This is a genomic window from Methanosarcina sp., from assembly GCF_049706645.1.
GTDB lineage: Archaea > Halobacteriota > Methanosarcinia > Methanosarcinales > Methanosarcinaceae > Methanosarcina.
Genome location: NZ_JBNAKP010000021.1, coordinates 1 through 18,433 on the forward strand (window position 1 = coordinate 1; position 18,433 = coordinate 18,433).

17 protein-coding genes and 1 pseudogene are annotated in these 18,433 nt (G+C 39.9%); 8 read left to right on the forward strand and 10 right to left on the reverse strand.

Going from position 1 to position 18,433, the window contains the following annotated elements; translation table 11 throughout:
• The 3 genes and pseudogenes from ACPK8D_RS08520 to ACPK8D_RS08530 all read right to left on the reverse strand — a co-directional run.
• Positions 1-558: pseudogene (locus ACPK8D_RS08520) on the reverse strand (glycosidase); the annotation flags it as partial.
• A gap of 24 nt (positions 559-582) precedes the next feature.
• On the reverse strand, positions 583-2,964 hold the full coding sequence (locus ACPK8D_RS08525) for a glycosyltransferase family 4 protein (RefSeq protein ID WP_424717427.1): 2,382 nt from the start codon (positions 2,962-2,964) through the stop codon (positions 583-585).
• Positions 2,965-4,000: 1,036 nt separating this feature from the next.
• Entirely contained in the window at positions 4,001-4,240 is a 240-nt protein-coding gene (locus ACPK8D_RS08530; RefSeq protein ID WP_424717428.1) for a hypothetical protein, read from the reverse strand.
• Between the two features lie 647 nt (positions 4,241-4,887).
• Here ACPK8D_RS08530 and ACPK8D_RS08535 point away from each other — a divergent pair.
• Positions 4,888-5,892 carry a right-handed parallel beta-helix repeat-containing protein gene (locus tag ACPK8D_RS08535; protein WP_424717429.1) on the forward strand — a complete coding sequence of 335 codons (1,005 nt, stop codon included), beginning with the start codon at positions 4,888-4,890 and terminating at the stop codon, positions 5,890-5,892.
• Positions 5,893-6,276: 384 nt separating this feature from the next.
• On the opposite strand, the gene ACPK8D_RS08540 is transcribed toward ACPK8D_RS08535, so the two are convergent.
• Positions 6,277-7,288, reverse strand: a protein-coding gene (locus ACPK8D_RS08540; RefSeq protein WP_424717430.1) for an IS630 family transposase whose coding sequence is annotated in 2 segments (ribosomal slippage) — positions 6,277-6,805 and positions 6,804-7,288 — 1,014 coding nt in all. Because the reading frame shifts where the segments join, the coding sequence is not laid out codon by codon here.
• Positions 7,289-7,921: 633 nt separating this feature from the next.
• Between ACPK8D_RS08540 and npdG the strand changes: the two genes are divergently transcribed.
• From npdG to hdrB, 3 genes are all read left to right on the forward strand, one after another.
• A complete protein-coding gene (gene npdG, locus ACPK8D_RS08545; protein WP_424717431.1) occupies positions 7,922-8,629 on the forward strand; it encodes an NADPH-dependent F420 reductase in 708 nt (235 codons plus the stop codon).
• 578 nt (positions 8,630-9,207) lie between these two features.
• The gene (gene hdrC, locus ACPK8D_RS08550; protein ID WP_424717432.1) at positions 9,208-9,693 is read left to right on the forward strand and encodes a CoB--CoM heterodisulfide reductase subunit C; all 486 of its coding nucleotides are present in this window, start codon (positions 9,208-9,210) and stop codon (positions 9,691-9,693) included.
• 11 nt (positions 9,694-9,704) lie between these two features.
• Complete coding sequence (hdrB, locus tag ACPK8D_RS08555; RefSeq protein ID WP_424717433.1) at positions 9,705-10,607, forward strand: CoB--CoM heterodisulfide reductase subunit B; 903 nt, start codon at positions 9,705-9,707, stop codon at positions 10,605-10,607.
• A 193-nt stretch (positions 10,608-10,800) separates the two neighbouring features.
• Here the strand turns inward: hdrB and ACPK8D_RS08560 are convergent, their stop codons facing one another.
• The 3 genes from ACPK8D_RS08560 to ACPK8D_RS08570 form a co-directional block, all read right to left on the reverse strand.
• Positions 10,801-11,250, reverse strand: a complete 450-nt coding sequence (locus ACPK8D_RS08560) for a DUF1284 domain-containing protein (RefSeq protein ID WP_424717434.1) — start codon at positions 11,248-11,250, stop codon at positions 10,801-10,803.
• A gap of 51 nt (positions 11,251-11,301) precedes the next feature.
• Positions 11,302-11,835 (reverse strand): DUF1847 domain-containing protein, encoded by a 534-nt coding sequence (locus ACPK8D_RS08565; protein WP_424717435.1) that lies wholly within the window; start codon positions 11,833-11,835, stop codon positions 11,302-11,304.
• A gap of 203 nt (positions 11,836-12,038) precedes the next feature.
• Positions 12,039-12,188 carry a hypothetical protein gene (locus ACPK8D_RS08570; RefSeq protein ID WP_424717436.1) on the reverse strand — a complete coding sequence of 50 codons (150 nt, stop codon included), beginning with the start codon at positions 12,186-12,188 and terminating at the stop codon, positions 12,039-12,041.
• Positions 12,189-12,505: 317 nt separating this feature from the next.
• Here ACPK8D_RS08570 and ACPK8D_RS08575 point away from each other — a divergent pair, with 317 nt between their 5' ends.
• The 4 genes from ACPK8D_RS08575 (at position 12,506) to ACPK8D_RS08590 (ending at position 15,566) form a co-directional block, all read left to right on the forward strand.
• Positions 12,506-12,844 carry a DUF134 domain-containing protein gene (locus ACPK8D_RS08575; RefSeq protein ID WP_424717437.1) on the forward strand — a complete coding sequence of 113 codons (339 nt, stop codon included), beginning with the start codon at positions 12,506-12,508 and terminating at the stop codon, positions 12,842-12,844.
• A gap of 53 nt (positions 12,845-12,897) precedes the next feature.
• Positions 12,898-13,749 carry a P-loop NTPase gene (locus ACPK8D_RS08580; protein WP_424717438.1) on the forward strand — a complete coding sequence of 284 codons (852 nt, stop codon included), beginning with the start codon at positions 12,898-12,900 and terminating at the stop codon, positions 13,747-13,749.
• A gap of 463 nt (positions 13,750-14,212) precedes the next feature.
• Complete coding sequence (locus ACPK8D_RS08585) at positions 14,213-14,782, forward strand: thioredoxin family protein (RefSeq protein WP_424717439.1); 570 nt, start codon at positions 14,213-14,215, stop codon at positions 14,780-14,782.
• 133 nt (positions 14,783-14,915) lie between these two features.
• Positions 14,916-15,566, forward strand: a complete 651-nt coding sequence (locus tag ACPK8D_RS08590; protein WP_424717440.1) for a cytochrome c biogenesis CcdA family protein — start codon at positions 14,916-14,918, stop codon at positions 15,564-15,566.
• Between the two features lie 88 nt (positions 15,567-15,654).
• On the opposite strand, the gene ACPK8D_RS08595 is transcribed toward ACPK8D_RS08590, so the two are convergent.
• The 3 genes from ACPK8D_RS08595 to ACPK8D_RS08605 all read right to left on the reverse strand — a co-directional run bounded on the left by ACPK8D_RS08595 (position 15,655) and on the right by ACPK8D_RS08605 (position 18,430).
• Positions 15,655-16,272: a methyltransferase family protein gene (locus ACPK8D_RS08595; protein WP_424717441.1), complete on the reverse strand. Its 618-nt coding sequence runs from the start codon at positions 16,270-16,272 to the stop codon at positions 15,655-15,657.
• 626 nt (positions 16,273-16,898) lie between these two features.
• Entirely contained in the window at positions 16,899-17,471 is a 573-nt protein-coding gene (locus ACPK8D_RS08600; protein ID WP_424717442.1) for a hypothetical protein, read from the reverse strand.
• Between the two features lie 386 nt (positions 17,472-17,857).
• The gene (locus ACPK8D_RS08605) at positions 17,858-18,430 is read right to left on the reverse strand and encodes a hypothetical protein (protein ID WP_424717443.1); all 573 of its coding nucleotides are present in this window, start codon (positions 18,428-18,430) and stop codon (positions 17,858-17,860) included.
• Between the last annotated feature and the right edge of the window lie 3 nt (positions 18,431-18,433).

Consider the following 18,433-nt stretch of genomic DNA (forward strand, 5'->3'; position numbering starts at 1 on the left):
TTCTCCCCAGTATTTCATATCCGGAGAAAAGGATATCCAGATATTTGCCTTCGCACCCGCCATACCAGATACAGGCCTGTGTACCATTGCCCACCTGCCATTAAATCTTACAGGAAAAATAGCAGCATCTTTATTTTCAGGAGGCAGGGTAGGTCCTATTCGAACAAAATTACGGAAATCCTTCGTAAAGGCAAGAGCCGTTAAGGGACCTGAATCCGAAAAAGCCGTATACGTTACAGCCCATTTTCTCATCTCATCTATGTAAGTTATCCGCGGGTCTTCAATGCCGTATATCTCTTCAGGGTAATTTACAGGGTCCGGCATAAAGGTTGGCTCCGGGTCAATTTCCCATCCGTCAATCCCGTTCTCACTCCTGGCTACTGTAAGGTGAGAAAAGCCTCGATGGTCTTCGACACGCACCATTAATAGAGTTATACCATTAACTATAGCTGCTGCAGGGTTAAAAACTGAATGGGCCTGATATGGCCAATCTTCGACAGTAAGTATAGGATTTTTCTCATACCTCTGGAACAGTTCTCCGTGGTCTTTCCACATCATGTCACTTCCCTCATTTCTCTTGATTTACTGATAACAGGCTTTTTCGTTTCTCTGGAGTTCCGTCACTAATCCATCACTTACTTTGGATTGCAATAATGTACTGAAGGCTTCATGTATGTGTTCATTTAAAGAGCTCAATGCCATAAGAAAGCAAATTACGGATTCTGCACCCTGGTTGTAATTCATTCCTTCAGAAGTGAGCCCATCAAAGACCGCACCTGTCGAGTAATCGTACATGACAGCTTGCAAGCGGTTTCTGCCAAGGAAGTACTCAAAGGAGTATTTTGCAAGCTCGAGATATTTCCTCTTATGCAAAATTTCATAAGCCGAAACATAAGCCTGAGTCAGGTAACCTGCCTCTATAGGCTGCTGGTCAAAAATCGGTTTTTCTCCTTTATAGGAGTACCAGCCCTTGTTTCCAACCATGTCAAAAAAGTCTCCTTTCCACTGGATCTCAGTAAGGAAATCCAGGGTAGCAAGCCCAACTTTCCGGTAAGTCCGGTTTTTGGTGTAATTGTATGCCAGTAAAAGGGATTCGCTTAGTTTTGCATTACTGTAGGTAACTGTGGGCTCAAACCAGTTCCAGTCTTCTTTATGGTTAGCCTCATATAAGTCGACCAGAGAATCCGCGTAGCTGATAAATATAGATTCAAATTTGTCTCTGTCTGCAAGAGTGTCTATGGGCTTGACAACGTCTTTACGTAACTTGAATACGGACTCAAATTCATCTGCATCTACTCCTGACCTTAGAATCTCATACAAACCGCAAATTGCATAGGCTTTTGCTCTCGGAGAACCCATATTTTCCATTTCCGGCCTGGATTTGCTGATCAGGGTACGTGCAAGGGTACGAATATTCTTTGACAGGTAAGGGCAGCTCACCACATGTCCAAGCCCGTAAATTGCACGCCCGAGAGTATCTTCACTGCCTTTTTCATCTAAAAATTCCCTTTTATAACTCATGAAGTTATGAAAGTGGCCCGTCTCGGTCTGGGCGTGTTCAAGCAAGCTCATGTATGTGGTAATTAACTCCCGGAACTCTTCGGCTTTTTTCTGGCTATCTGTCAGCTGTGTCAGTGCAACAAGAGCTCTTCCGACGTCATCAGTACTGTATCCATAACGGCGAGCCGGTACACCAAGATTGGTGTGCTGGATAATGCCCACATCATCGGTCAATAGCTTAAGATGATCAAGTTTAACTTCAGGCAGCTGATTTGGAAGGAAATTAAATCCGTTTTGTACTCTGGGATAGGTATTGTAGTGCTTTAAAGCCTTACCAAAAACCGTATTATATTGTTTACCTACATTTTCCCATGTCATTTTTCTACCAAAATCGTATGCCTTTTTGCGCATACCATTACACTCTTCTGGATTTTCAATTAAGTGCAAAAGAGATTCTTTAAAGCCATCAGTGTCTCCGAAATCTACAAGCAACCCTCGATTGTCGGAGAGCATTTCCTGGGCGTACCAGTAAGGAGTGGACACTATTGCTTTTCCCATACCCATTGCATAGGTCAGAGCGCCACTTACGATCTGTTCTCTGGAAAGGTAAGGGGATACGTAAATATTACTGGCAAGGATATAATTGCAGAGTTCTTCTTTTTCGACAAATTTATCGTGGAATACTACATTGTTTTCAAGCCCGAGTTCGGATACCTTGTTCTTAAGATATTGCCTGTATATTTCTCCCTGAGTCTTTTTGACCATAGGGTGCGTGGCACCCAGTATAAGGTAAACAAGGTCAGGATACTGGCTTACAACTTCAGGAAGAGCCTCGAGCACACTTTCAATACCTTTATTCTGGCTCAACAGGCCGAAAGTGAGGACAAGCGGAGCCCCTTTCAGGTTCAACATCTTTTTATACTTATTGCAGTTGTTAAATGGATAGTCAGGAACTCCATGAAAGATCAGTTCGATCTTGCCCTCAGGAGCATTATAAACATTTTTTAGCATATCTACTGCAGCCTGACTCATTACAACCAGCTTTTCGGAATATCTGATGAGTTTTTCCGTGGAAACCCTGTACTCAGGTTCAGGCTCCCGGATCACGGTATGCATTGTGGTTATTACAGGCTTGTTTATTCCTGATATAAGAGCAAAAATGTAATCTCCTGCATTCCCCCCAAAGAGACCAAATTCATGCTGCAGACATACGATGTCAGCATCAGATTGATTTATATAATCCGCAGCCAGGTAATAATCCTCAAGTTTATCCCTTTGAATTTCAAAAATGACTTCTTCCGGATAATTATAAGTTTCAGAAGGATCGGTCAAAGCAATAACTTCACAATGAACGTCGTTGTTTTCTCCAGAAACCGAATTTAAAAGATCAGAAGTGAATGTAGCAATCCCACACTCTTTTGGAACATAAGTTCCTATAAATAATACTCTCAATTGCTTATTCAATTAATCCCTCCAAACTTACATTAATTTATAGACTTTTTGATTTCTGGTCGTGCCTGCGAGTTACTGAAAATAGTGAGCATAATAATCTATCTGCATTTTCCTCAAATGCAGAGGTAGTATTCATTTTTTCAGAATAGATCAATAGCTAACGGGCACTCCCAAAATATAGATCAAGATGAAATTTCAGATCACAATAAAATAACGGAACTTGTCAGTTTTATAGGATACTACTCGAACGTTTAGTAACGGCAATTACCAAAACAGCAGTTGGGAGGATTTATGGAAAAACAGAAGCATAAGAATCTATCTAATTTCCCAAAAATGTAAATTGTGCCCGGTTTTTTAGATTTAATCAATAACTTACGGTCAAATCCTATTATTCAGGTATTTCTTTTTTGACGTCTTGATACGTTCCCGTCTTTTAATGCTGCATTAGTTTTGCCTGCAACTCTTGGCGCAATATTTTTGTTTCACCCACGGTTTTAACCTCCGTGTATTTTTTACACAGGAGAGTTATGAATTTAGTGCCCCGACATATCCCACACAAGTAATTATGCATGTGGGGTATAAATTTCGCTCCCTTAAATATTCTGCAGGATATAACAGTGTTTAAACGTATAAATAACCATTGATTTTTTAAATTTATTTCGGATCTGACACTCCGCAGCTGTTCTCAAAAAATAGCATTTTTCTTGCTCTCGTTTTTGGAGAATTGCTCTATAATCTGCAATTATTATTTTAACTGACTCTTTGAGAAACGGGAATTTTTAGCGCTACTGAAGCCAGCCTGTTGTATGAGCATAGAAACGCAGGAAAAATCCATGTGTAAATAATGTTGTGAAAATATCAGTTATGTATTAGTGGACTACCTAAGTATTAGTTGAAAATTTAGTGTGAGGGACGGGATTCGAACTCACTAGCTCCTACGAAACCAGACTCTGAATCTGGCGCCTTTGACCTGGTGCTGTAACCGACTCTAAGCTTCTAACTGTACGAAAATAATTTAATATATGAGGCACTCAATTTTAGTTTCTTATTAGAGTTCTGAGGCACCAATCTGTTTATCCTCTGATAGGTTAAGGATCAGATATGTACAGCAGAGATATAGCTCAAATCCCCGAATTGTGACAAAAAAATCAAAACATGTGCAATTATATACTAAAAGTTCATATTTATTCATTGGGGATTCGCTCACCCCCATTACATCCCACATACCAGGCCTGGAGAGGGTTTTTTCAGATCGTTTACCCTCCCACGACCATCTGTTAATCTCCATTTAAAAACGGAAATTTTTCTCAATACCTGTACCACTTCTTAATTTCCTGGTTTCTCTCTTTCTGGGTATAATTATGCCTTCGTAGCTATTGGCTATCGTTATGTCTTCGTAGCTATTCTACACTATATCAGGACTTACGCGGTTGAATTTTTTCTTCGATTTTCTTCGAATTTCATTAAAAGGTAACCTTTGCCATATTATGTGAAACTTATACGAAATATAATCAAATGTCTTTGGGTTGAACGCAATAAATCTGCCTGAATACACCGAACCTGATACATCAACTTTCTTATTGTTTTTTATAAATATTTAGCTTTAACGAAGCTTTCCGGTTCAGTTTTCGACTCTTGAAATAATATAATAGATGGGACCGGATAACTGCATCAGAGCCTGGTCTTGCTGATATTGAATCCTGTCTTGATCTTCGAGATATAATTTGGTACTGTTGTATGAAACATACCGGCGTAATGATTAGTATATTGTTAAATTATGTGCTTAAAAAAAATAAAATATGCATACTAAATAATAAAACTTAAATATTGTAAACACTTTTTTCTTTTATGTATTTAAAATCCCTATTACTTTTTTCATTAGTTTTATTTTTTACAGGAATTGCAAGTGCAGGCGATGAAACCCAAATTAATCAAATGATTAAAGATTCAAGCGATACTGTTCAGCTTGAAGGAAAAACTTACCTTATTGAAAACCCTATTCAAATGAAGTCCGGTGTGACTCTCCAGGGAGTAGCCGGGAAAACTACCTTTCTTCTTAAAGAAAATGCAAACTGGGAGAAATGGGTTCCCCTTATTGATGGCAACAGTTTAAAAAATGTAAGGATTACAGGTATTATTTTCGACATGAAAAGTGATAAACAGCAAGTTCCGTATGCAGAAGGCTATCATAATGTAATGTACCTGAAGGGCTGCAGTGATGTGGAAATCGACGGCTGTACCTTTATCAATGGAAGAGGTGACGGAGCACGCTTCAAATCATGCACAAACGTGAAAGTCCATGACAACACAGCAAGGCGTTTAGGGCATGATGGTATTTTCGTAGTTGACTGCAGGGATGTAAACATCTACAATAATAAGGTTACTACCCGGAAAAATGCAGGAATCCGGAACTGGAACTCCGCGAATGTTCGCATACATGAAAACAGTATAGATGCTCAACTGGATGGAAAGGGCGGATATGCAGGAATCCAGATTGAGTATTCCAAGTACTTTGAAAATCCTGATATAGAAATTTCAAATAACGTGCTTACAAAAACCTGGGGCCCGGGAGCTCAACTTATTGCCTATACTGACGGGTTAGAGATCAATAAAGGCGTACTTATAAAACAAAATGAATTTCTTCAGTGTGGGCAATCGAACAATATCGTAGATACAGGCGGCATATCCATAAAAGGGCTGGATGGAGCAGAAATTATTGATAATGTCTGTGACGGTTGTTATAACGCTTTTGTTTATGTTTCCTCAGGCGGAGACGGTACCCTCATTAAGGGCAACACAATAAAAAACACTAAACCACACATTGAAAAAGCTCTGGCAGGTACAGGCGCAGGAATAGTTAACAGCGCTGGCAGTACTCTGGAAATATCTGGAAATTCGTTTTCGAACAATGCGAATGGAGATACTTATAACGTAAATTAATCCATATTAGTCCGGATTAATGTAGATTAAGCTCGATATGAGTTCTATAGTTGAAAATTAGAAAAGAACAATATAATAAATGTTTTTTGAATCCAATTAGCTCCAGTCAGGTTGGTACGGGACAAAAGTAAACTGGAATTCCGTTAAATTGTCCCGGAATATGAACGACTTGACAGGAGATCTTTAATTTTATTCTTATGCTTTATCTTTATCTTTTTTATCTTTATCTTTACCTTTACCTTTACCTTTACCTTTATCTTTATTATACAGAAGAAACAGAAGAAGGAGATTTTGAGGTTTAGTTTTTGTGACAGCTCCCACGAATAAATTCGCAGGCATCTATGGTATTTCAACCAATGCTATACTGCCCTAGAGCAACTATAGTCACCATTTTAAATAATGCGACATTTTATGTGTGAATGTATGTTTCTCCCAGAATTCATCCAGTTCTTCTTTTAATACTTTAGTATTTTTGAATGATTTTATTGACGTTAAATCTTCTCTTGTTGTTTTCCAACAATATTCTGTTGGATTCCTATCAGGAGTAGCTGGAGGGAAAAATAGTATTTGCAACCAATGTTTATTATTTTGATAAAATTCCTTTGCCTTTGTTGATCTATGCCATGTCGCTCTATCCAGTATAAGAAACATCTTTTTACCTACATCTCTCTTAAAATCGAGTAATGATTTTAAATAAGAGTCTGTATTTTTTTTAATTCCTAAATCATACCAATAAAAGTCTTGGTTTTCAGTGTAGAATCCTCCAATATCGATTTTAGCTTTTGATCCACCTGTAAATTTAATAGGTTTAGAGCCTTTTATTGCCCAACATTTTGATCTATTTGAGTCAACACAAAAACTACTTTCATCATGGGTGACGAATAAATGATTAGGATTTAGGAGTCTTTTTTTTGATTTCAGCAATAAATTCGTTTGTAAGTACCTCGTTTCGCCTTTTTGACCGAGGTCTACATATTATTTTACTAAACCCTAAATTTTTAATAATTTGTCTCATTCTTGATTCTGAATAAGATATTCCAAATTTTTCTCTGACGAATTGAATTGCATCTTTTGTTTGCCAACCACGAGAGTAGCCATCGTCTGTTGGTATCGGATTTGAGAGTGCTGTCTTTAATTCACAAAATTGTCCTGCTGTTAAAAAGGACTTTACTCCTCGACCAGATTTACATTTAAGGTTAGACAAACCCTCCTCTTCAGCCCGTTTGATCCAACGATTAACCGTTGAACGGTGAACTGAAAAATCTTCTGCAACTTTAGCTGGGCTCAAACCATTTTTAACCAATAATAACGCTTGAAGTCTCAACTGCTCATTTTTGTCACATGAACGACATATAGCCATAGCAATATCGAATGTCGTAAACATTTCCAAACTCATGACTAACTTAATATTATCAAATCAAATATATAAATGTTGCATTATATGGAGAGGTGACTATATTTATTCGTGTCTCGCCTGTACCGTTCCAAGTTTTACCTGTAGAACTTCTCTACAGAACCCTATACTCAGAGTTCAATAGCAAAGTCAAGCGACTTCTGTAGCATTCGCAGCTTCCAGAACAAAACTTGACAATAGAATATAGGTTGAAAAGTAGAAAAACGTTAGTAAATAACGAAAGTTGATACAGATGACGGCTGTATCCCGCCACTAAAGTGACAGGGATTAGCCTTAAACGTTCCTAAACCAAATCCATCACAGCCATCTTCCATTGTTTTTTCAGATATTTGAGAGAGATTAAGAGAAAAATCAGGTGAGAAACGCGAAATTGATAAAAATTTAACTTTTTAATTCTGAAGAAATGTCCAATTAATGAAAGAAATGGAGTGACTTAGAACCTCCATACACATGCTGTAATTTCATAAGTTATTACTGCGATTTAAAGCAGTTGTCGCAATTAAAGTTATTACTGCAAATTGAGCAGTTGTCGTAACTACTTAATTAAGACAGAAGTTATATTAACTCTCGGACATATTTTATGGAAGATATAGCAAATTGGAGGTTTTGTTCAAATTGAGTTCTGAAAAATTAAAAATAGCTGTTCTGGGAGGAACTGGAAATATAGGGGAGGGTATGGTTCTCAGGCTGGCCCTTCAAAACCTTATGGCTGAAGGTATAAAGAACGAGGTAATTATAGGGTCCAGATCCAGTGAAACTGCCGATGAAGCCGCAAAAAAAGCCTTATCCGAACTTGAGAACTGTGGGTTTGATATATCCGGGATAAGCATTACAGGAAGCAGTAACCTTGAAGCTGCACAGGCAGCCGAAGTAATAATTCTTACTATTCGTTTTGACCATGTTTTGCCTCTGTTGAACGAAATTTATGAAGCTATTGAAAACAAGATTATTATCACTCCTGTAGTCCCGATGGTAAAGGAAGGAGACTTATTTGTATATAAACCTCCGGAAGAAGGTTCAGCCGCTCTTGCAATTCAGGAAAGAGTCCCGGCTTCTACAAAAGTTGTTGCAGCCTTCCATAATATCCCGGCAGGAAAATTGAGGGATGTTGTCAAGTGCAAGGCTGTACATCATGCGCTGGTATGCAGTGATGATGCAGAAGCAAAGAACCTGGTCATGAAGCTTACAGAACATATGGGATGCCTGAAGCCCCTGGACGGAGGCCCTCTTAAACAGGCAAACACTATGGAATCGCTCACACCTCTGCTGATCAACCTCGCAAAACTCAACCGGCTTAAAGATCTGGGAATAAATTTTTCCTGAAGAGCCCCTGCAAAATAGCGAAGGTATACAGGAAAAGATCGGCTAAGGAAAAATTTAGAATCCGGGAAAATAAATATCCTTTCAGAAAACTTATTTTTATATAATAGCAGAGATAATATATCTAAAGGCACAGGTTTTACGGAATTTCAGAATAAGAGCCTCTGCCTGAAGGTATAAAAGAGAATTCAGTAATAGCTTATCATTAAGAATAAACTCATTACTATCCGATTACTAAAAACAAATTGATTAACGAATTATCAGTAAAAACAGACTCTTATGACTCATGAATGCCGATCTTGATCGAAATTCTTTACTCATGCCATTAATCCCGAATAAATTTAGTTTATGTTAAATATTATGAGAGTAATAACCAGCATAAAGAAAATCTTTGAGAAAAGAGCTGATCAGTGAAGAATCTGGGAAAGGGCTTACCGCGAAAGAATTTGTAAGGAAAAAGCCTGTTTATTTTGAAGCTCCAGAAATCGCTCAAGCTGCAGAGTTTTCTCCCGACCTCAGAATTTTTTCTTACCTTTCTTTTCTAAAAAAGACGAATCGACAAAATCAGACAGTGAACCTGTATGAGTGAAGAATTGCCAAAAGTGTTAAAGGCTGCAGGGCTTGACTTACTTTCCTGCATGCAGTGTGGCACATGCACAGGAAGTTGTCCTTCGGGACGGCATACCGGGCTTAATACTCGAAGAATTCTTCGGGACGCACGCAAGAATAGGGCTGCAATCCTCTCCGATGATGCCCTCTGGCTCTGCACTACCTGTTATACCTGCCAGGAGCGCTGCCCACGCGACATACCAATTACGGATGCTCTCCTTGAGCTCAGGAGACTTGCAGTAAAAGAAGGTTTCATGCTTCCCGAACACAGGCGGATATCGGAACTGGTCATGGAGTGCGGGCATGCAGTCCCTCTGGACGAGGAAACGAAGCAAAAGAGGGAAGAACTCGGGCTTGACCCCATACCTGAGACCGTCCAGAAATATCCTGAAGCCCTTCAGGAGGTAAGAAATCTTCTGAAATCATGCAAATTTGACGAGCTGGTGGCTGAAAAGTAAGGAGGCAGAATATGAAAAAACTCTCTCTATTTCTTGGATGCATTGTACCTAACCGTTACCCTGGAATTGAAAAAGCAACTAAACTCTGCCTGCAGAAGCTTGATATAGACGCATCCGATTTGCCAGGAGCTTCCTGCTGTCCTGCTCCCGGAGTCTTCAAATCTTTTGATAAAGCAACCTGGCTTGCCCTTGCCAGTCGGAATATTATTCTTTCGGAAAAACTGGAAAGAGATATCCTCACGGTCTGCAACGGCTGTTACGGTTCCCTGGCAGATGCTAATCTAGAGTTGAAAAAGGATCCTGAGCTAAGGGCGCGGACTAACAGTTGCCTTAAAGAAATCGGAATGGAATTCCGAGGTACTGTAGAGATCAGGCATATAGTTGAATTTTTGTATAAAGAACTTGGGCCTGATAAACTCAGGGAATATATTACAACCCCGCTTGAGCTTAAAGTGGCGCTGCACTACGGATGCCATCTTATCAAACCTTCAAGAGACCGGAAACTCGGAGAAACAGAGGCCCCTATTTTCTTTGATGAGCTTGTTGAAGCTACAGGTGCAAAAAGCGTAGACTATACCGACAAGATGATGTGCTGCGGGGCAGGCGGAGGAGTCCGTTCAGGGCATGCTGCCGAATCCCTGGAGATGCTCGAGCACAAACTCGCCTGTATTCGGCAAGCGGGAGTGGACTGTATTGTCAATGCATGTCCTTTCTGCCACCTTCAATTTGACAGGGGGCAGCTCGCAGTCAATGAGAAATTCGGAACGGATTACTCGATACCGGTCCTTCACTATTCTCAGCTACTGGGCCTTGCTTTCGGCTTATCTCCATACGAGCTGGGGATAGAACAGAATGCAGTTCAGAATATCGAGTTTCTTGCAAAAATCTACGAAATAAGTGCAGGTTTAAGATAAAAATTTGAGGTAAAAAATCCTGGGTAAAGATTGAAGATCAAAAATCGTTAAAGAGGATTTTTTTTCATTTTTTTCATGGCCTGAAATTAAAGATTCTATTTTTCATAGTTTATTTTTCATAACTGGTCTTTCATAACTTATCTTTCGTGACTGTTTTTCATAATTTGTCTTTCATAATTTGCGTTTTATGATTTTATCTTTCATCCTGCATATACCAGAGACACTTCTGTCTCCATTTGCAGGTACCACAGATTTCTTCAATATCGGATGCATTAGCCAGCTGCGAATTGATTAACCTGAAGGCTTCATCTGCTTCCATAATAGTTCCCTCTTTTATCTTTAATTTCTCCATAACAACAAGATCCATATTCCTGATCCTGCGGGAGACAATTGATTTCTGGGCAATGCATTCCCTTTTACTTGGGCAGGAAGCACAGATTACATCACATTCGGATACCAGTTCAAGAGGTCTTGAAGGAAAAGCCTTTATATATGAAATTACGGCCCGCAGGTTGGCTACAAAAACCGGGCTGTATCCATAGCCCTGAAAACCCTGGATGCAGCAAAGGTGATGAGCTCTGATCCTCAGGCATTTAGATCCGGTTTCAGAATCAGATCCGGATGTGTTCGACTTTTTGAGCATGTATTTCTCCGGGAGTTGAACTCACAGAACCAAGAACTCATTTCATAAAATTTATTCTATAATATCGATTTCTGAATCAGTTAACTGGGGCAATTCCTCTACAGGCAGTGTAATCGAAGGAGCTTCGGAGTATTTTGCAAAGAGAATGTCATAACCTGTCTTAAGTCCCAGCATGATGTTGAGATCGGTAAGATCATCATTGAGAAGCTGAGCCTGGCCTAGAGGATTGCAGACCGCTTCAAACTCCAGGTCTTCGGATTTTTTAATTCCGAGACTGGCTTTTTCAAAGCTGCAAACTTTACAGCAAACCGAAAACACATCAAAATATCTTGAGAGAATGTCATAAACCAGCCTAGCTTCTCGTTCATATTCAATACAGAAAGCAATTCCTATTTTTTTGTACCCAAGCCTTTTTGCATAAATCGTTATCTCTTCCAGTTTTGTTCTTTTTACATGATCGGATTCGAGCCAGGCGGAAATCTGGATTGACTTCAGATAGTCACCTGTATACTCAAGCCCAGATTTAATGACAGAACAATTTTTGCCTCTCATGCATTCCTTAATCCTGCATAACGCGCACTGCACACTTTTTTCTCCCGGGTTTTTAACATGAATAGGGTAGTTATAGTCACAAATAAGCTGTGAAGGTATAAATATTTCCACGAGAGGCATAAAAATATATTATAAAGTTCCAGGTAAAAAATAAATAAAAAGGAGAAAAATCCGAATGAAGGTTCTAAAACATGAAACTTTACTTAATGATGTTCATGCGCATTTCCATTTTTTGCTCAAGCATTCGCTACTGTCGCCCCTTTGAAGAGTCCTGTTTCCAAGGCAACTAGGGTTTCCCTGACTGTGCCTTTTGCACCTACAAAAACCTGGACTTTATAGGACTCAAACATGCGAAGCGGTTTATTCCGGACTTCTCCACAGAGCATACTTTCTATCCATTTTTACGAAGATATTCGGGAAGCAATCCCACGCCCTCCATATGATCGCTCTCGCTCGTGATAACATAAATTGTCTCGTATCTGTATCCATATCGTATAGGTTAGGGCTTTTCCAAATGCTGCTCAACAATTCATTCCCATACCATTGTCACTTCCTGCACGTGTGCATACTTTCATGAGAATTTCCTCTAACTGTGCAACGGGTAACTGCCTTAATTTCACTCATTTGTACAAAAATATTTATATTTTTCTACTTGAAAAGAGAAATTGTTATATATTTATTCCACAATGTGCATAAGTAACCTATGAAAAAATGCAGAGGAAGACCAAAGTGCCCGAGGCGTGTCGAGCAAACGCCCGATATCACATATTTCAAGCCCCGAGGGGTCCCGCTGTCGGATCTTGAGGTTGTATCCATTACAGTCGAAGAGCTTGAGGCCCTGAGGCTTGTAGACGTCGAAGGACTCAGGCAGGAAGACGCAGCTATTAGGGTAGGAATATCAAGGAGAGCTTTCTGGGAAGATTTGAAAGCTGCCAGAATGAAAATAGCTCTCGCCCTTAGCACAGGAAAAGCGATAGAGATAAAGGGCGGTAACTATATCAGCGCTGAGGGCGCTGACATTAGTGAAGATGCAGACACGTAAATGAGAAATCTGAAAACCGGGAAAAATACGAATGTTTTACACAGGCGGTAAAAATGACAGATAAGGTTCAACCACTTGAGAGCTTGTCGAAAAAGCCAGAGGAGCCAAGGATAGTAGTCAACCTCAGGCGCATCAAACGCAAGATCATGATAATGAGCGGGAAAGGAGGAGTAGGGAAAAGCACAGTTGCAGCAAACCTCGCTACCGGGCTGGCCCTGCGCGGATACAGAGTTGGGCTTCTGGACTGCGATATTCACGGCCCGACTATTCCTACAATTTTCGGGATAGAATCTCAAAAACTCGACATTAATGAAGAGGGTATTGTTCCAATCCAGGTACTTCCCAGTCTTTCGGTGATGTCTATCGGTTTTCTGCTTGAAAACAAAGATTCTCCTATAATCTGGAGAGGACCTGCCAAAATGGGAGCAATTAAACAATTCCTGGAAGAAGTTAATTGGGGAGCACTTGATTTCCTGATTATAGACTTGCCCCCTGGCACAGGAGACGAGCCCCTGAGTGTGGCTCAGCTGATTCCCAATTGCGACGGCTCAGTGCTTGTCACAACTCCTCAGGACGTAGCCCTGATCAGCGTCCGAAAATCAATCAAGTTTTCTGAAAAACTCAACGTGCCCATTATAGGGCTTGTTGACAATATGCATGGGCTTATCTGCCCCCACTGCGGCAAGCCAATAGAAGTATTTGGAACTGGAGGCGTGGAAAAAGCCTCAAAAGACTTTAATATTCCTATTCTTGCCAGACTTCCTATTGAGCCCAGAGTTGCAGAAATGGAAGATAAAGGCACTGTTGTCCAGGGGATGCTTGAACACGGTACTGAATGGCAGAGGAATTTCGAAGCTGTGGTGATCGCAGTAGAAAAGACTCTGGGAGAGGAGAAAGCGGAATAAAAAGAAGGAAAGATTTAGAAGGAAAGATTTACAAATTTCCTTGATTCTCTGATTTTTCTCAATTGGCTAGCCGACTAAGAGGCTGGCCCTATTCAATCAGCTACCCGGGTTATCATAATTAGTTGTTTCGAGATATCTTCTCCTTTTCCTGTTCTCTTTTCCCTTCTGTAGATCTCACATTATCTTTTGCGCTTACTTTTATATTTCTGTCATTTAAGACTCTTTTTATATATTTTCTACATACCCGGAGTCTCTTAAACTGGACACGTATTTTCTTTCCTTACGGTTAATTATTTGAGGTTTATCGATAATTCTACTTCAGAATTAGGATTTCACAATCAACAGAAGATAAATATTATTTTTGAAGAGAGAATAATTCACACAAAATGTAATTATTACATAAAATGTAATTATAACACAATATGTAAAAATATTATAAAAACCGAAGATTAACGTTGAGAACATGAAGAAATTAATTATATTATTGATCCTCCTTGCAGCTGTAATCTTTACAGCAGGCTGTACTGAAGAAAGCCAGGAAGATTCCACAAACAACCAGGCAATCCAGGAGAGAAATGAGGTTGTCGAAGCAACTGAACCCGGACAGAATGCAACCCCTCCGGAAATCCAGGGAGAAAGTAGTGTTGTTGAAGTGGCCGACCTTGAGCAGATAAATGCATCCCTCCAGCAGGGACCGGTTCTTATGAAAATCGGGTCTGAAAGATGCGGACCGTGCAAGGCTATGAAACCAATGCTTCAGGAACTGGCAACAGAATATGAAGGAAGAGCCAGGGTTATCTCCGTGGACATCGACAGGAGTCCCCAGCTTGCAGTCTATTTCGGAATAGGCTATATCCCTGATTCAACTGTAATCATGGATGTTACGGATGGAGAATATGTCTACATGAAGCCGGACGGAAACGTCACCACTGACAGATTCGAGGCAAGGATTCTCGGTACCACGGAAAAAGGCGCACTTGAAGATGTTCTGAATCTCGCCCTTCTACAGGCTGAGAAAGACAAATCTCAGTGAAAAAAAGCCTGTACAAGATTTATCTTCAGAACTTTATTATATACTTGGAGTCCAGGTTTCCGGCTAACCGTAAGACCCGACAAAAAACCGCACTGTATAAGAGCAAACTTAAAAGCAACAAATCTGAAGAACCATGTTTTATGATGCTATTTCCCCTCTGGCTGCATTTGGCGCAGGAATTCTCAGTGTCCTTTCTCCCTGTATCCTCCCGCTTCTGCCTGCAGTCCTGGCAACGTCCGCAGGAAAAGGAAAATTAAGGCCCCTTGCAATAGTGATTGGAGTCTCTATATCCTTTACTATAATGGGAGTAATAACCTCTGCTTTTGGGGCAGCCTTCCAGACTTATATAGAACAGCTGAAGATTCTGGCAGAGGTTTTTATTCTGTTAATGGGTTTTGCAATACTCTTTGATATAAGCCTCTTCAATGCCTTTTCAAGGTTTCCCCTGCTGTCAGGAATGAATGGGGAGGGGCCCATTTCCGGGCTTTTGCTCGGGCTTTCCCTCGGAGTGCTCTGGATCCCATGTGTCGGCCCGATTCTGGCCTCGATCCTGACCATGGTAGCTCTGGAAGGAAATGCTGCTACCGGCGCATTTACGCTTTCAGTTTATTCACTGGGATTTGCTATGCCAATGCTCTTGCTCGCATACTCAGCCCACTTTTCCTCCTCTAAAATCCGGGTTATATCAAAATGGGATGTGGTTTTCAAAAAAGGAGCTGGAATAGTGCTTATCCTGGTCGGGCTCTGGATGATCCGCCAGAACCATTTCCAATGGTTTATTTAAAAAACGCCAGATTCGAAGAATTAAAAAAGTCAGGGTATGGACCGGAACATATCGGTCTATGTCCCTGAAGGCGCACAATTCTCCGGAATTAGATAATATACGGAAGGAACATCTTCGTTTTCTTTTTATATTCGAGGTATTCGTTACCAAACTCCTTTTCTATATCCATTTCTTCCTTTTTTGCAAGCCTGTAATAAAGGACAAGAAGCAGTGAATACAGAATTATAAGTGGCAGAGTAGCCCACTCCAGCATCATTCCCAGGGTTATCATGAAAAAGCCAGTATACTGGGGATGGCGAATATACCTGTAGATGCCAGTTGTAACAAGCTTTCCCTGCCCTTCTCCCTTACTCCAGTAATTCTTATGAATCTGATTCCAGCCTGAAACTACGAGTGCAGCTCCGGTAAGTGACACGAGAATTCCGATATACATTCCCCAGAACCCGATATACTGCACAAGGGTGTGGCCCCACAAAATACCTTCGGGAAGAGTAAAACCAAAGAGCCATCCTACAGCGAACATACTGAAAGGCACACCGAACATCTCAAGTGCAAATGCAACAATAAACGCCGTATATACACCTGCAGGCTTTATCTGGCTCTTTTTATAAAACGGCACAAATAAGAGAAATACCCCGTAGATAATTATCCACAGGCCGACTGCCCACCACATTCCAAAGTGGGACCAGATATCTTCTGCTACCATTTTTTCACCTCACTTTATTTCCAAAAGACCGCAATAACGTGAAATCTACTATCCTGTTTTAAATCATAGCTCTTCTTATATATCTTAATAGGAGGAGTTGTACTGAGAGCAGGATTTGTATTGAAAATACGGTAGATAGAATAAACCCACAAAAATAGTGATCTGCATCTAGAGAAGAGAGGTATCCCGGCTGCATCAATAATATCATTCCACCATCTCTACTTTTCTCTTTCTTATATCAACATTTGATATGTCATTCACTTTTTTGCAATAGAAAATCATAATGAATAGAAGATCATAATAATTGGAACACCAGCGCTGGCACAATATTATTCTGCTGATATGATGCTAAAAATTTATTTAATGCTTTTGATTTTTATCTGAACTGTAAAGCGAGAAATAATTCTTTAATCTGTACCCACCTGAAAGTTAATAAACCGAATCAAAAAGAATAATAAATCGAGCTAAAAAGAGTAGTAAGCCTAATTACTATTTCCTGAGAAGAGGAAATAGGAAGGATTTGTCAGGCCCCTGGTGGTCAATCTATTGAATAGAAAGATTGCACGCAACAGGCTATTTTCTTTATTCCCGGGTCTTCGAAATCCTTTAAAGTAATCATCGTACGTTTATTTTGTCATACTCATATACGCATACTTGAAGCTAGACAGACTGGCATAGGAACTTACTCCGAGATCGTAGCCATTTATACTGCCTGTAGCTGAAGCGTCTCTATATTTTGAACTATCACTACTCTTCCATACATAATCGTCATACTTTGAGCTGGATTTAGAGGAACTTTCTGAAATTTCGCCCTCACCTATCCAGTCAGCCTGGACGGTTAAAGTTCCTGTTTCACCTGTATAGTAGTCACAGACCTCAATCTCAACCTCAGAAAGGCTTGCAGAATTGAGTTTTTTATCTATCTTGAAAACATTATCATTTGTAAACATGTAGCCCGACTTTTCTGACCAACTACATGGCCCGTAAGTGTAGGTTGATATGTAGATATCAGTTCCATCTTTGGTTTCAGTTACAGATAAGTACGTATAGGTAGTTATGTCACCGTTTGTCTCATACCAATCTGCAGATGCAGATTCACCGTTGTACCTTTCTATTGTTTTGGATTCCAGTGCCTGTACACTCATAGCCGTTGAAAGCAAGACTACGAGGGCAAGCAATATTGTGTACGATTTCCTCATTTTATACCTCCATGAAATAATATCATTTTAATTATATATGCAGGCATATTTTCTTAAAATAAAAATCGCATATATTAAAGGGGGGTTGGCTTTCAATAGCCTAATATAAATTAGTATAAAAGTATAAAAAGACTATGTAAATATATTTGAAGCGTAGAATAAAAATCATTGTAAAAAATTACAAATAAAAAATTAAAATAATAAAATAGTCGGCAACCGAAAAAAGGTTGGAGAGTAACTGTGTAGAAATTCTCTTTAGATGGTACTACCGGCTTAAACTAAAATCGCACTCCTGGGTTTGCAATTCCGGTAGATACTTTAGATAAGTTTGAGAATTTCTACAAAGCTGAAAGTTTTCGAAACTTTCAAAAACAAACTTCATATTCTTATTTTTCCATACTCATATAGGCAGACTTGAAGTTGGACAGGCTTGCATAGGAACTTGCTCCGAGGTCCATGCCGTCTATACTGCTTGTGGCTGAAGCGTCTCTGTATTTCGAACTGCCACTGCTCTTCCAGATATAGTTTCCACTTTGTGATCTAGAGGTATAAGAATCTCTTGAAATATCACCCATACCGATCCAGTCAGCATTGACAGTCAAAGTTTCGGTTTCACCTGTGTCCCAGTTACAGACTTCAATCTCAACATCAGAAAGGCTTGCAGAATTGAGTTTTCTATCTATGCTGAAAACATCATCCTCTGTAAATATGTATCCCGACTTACCGGACCAGTAATCTGGTCCATAAGTATAAATCTCCAGGTAAATATCAGTCCCATCATCAGTTTCAGTTACAGAAAGGTATTTACCGGTAGTTATATCGCCGTTCGTCTCACACCAGTCTGCAGATGCAGAAGCACCGTTGGATCTATCTATTGTTTTCGATTCCATCGCCTGTACACTCATAACCATTGAAAGTAAGACTGCCAGACTAAGTAATATTGTGTACGATTTTCTCATTAT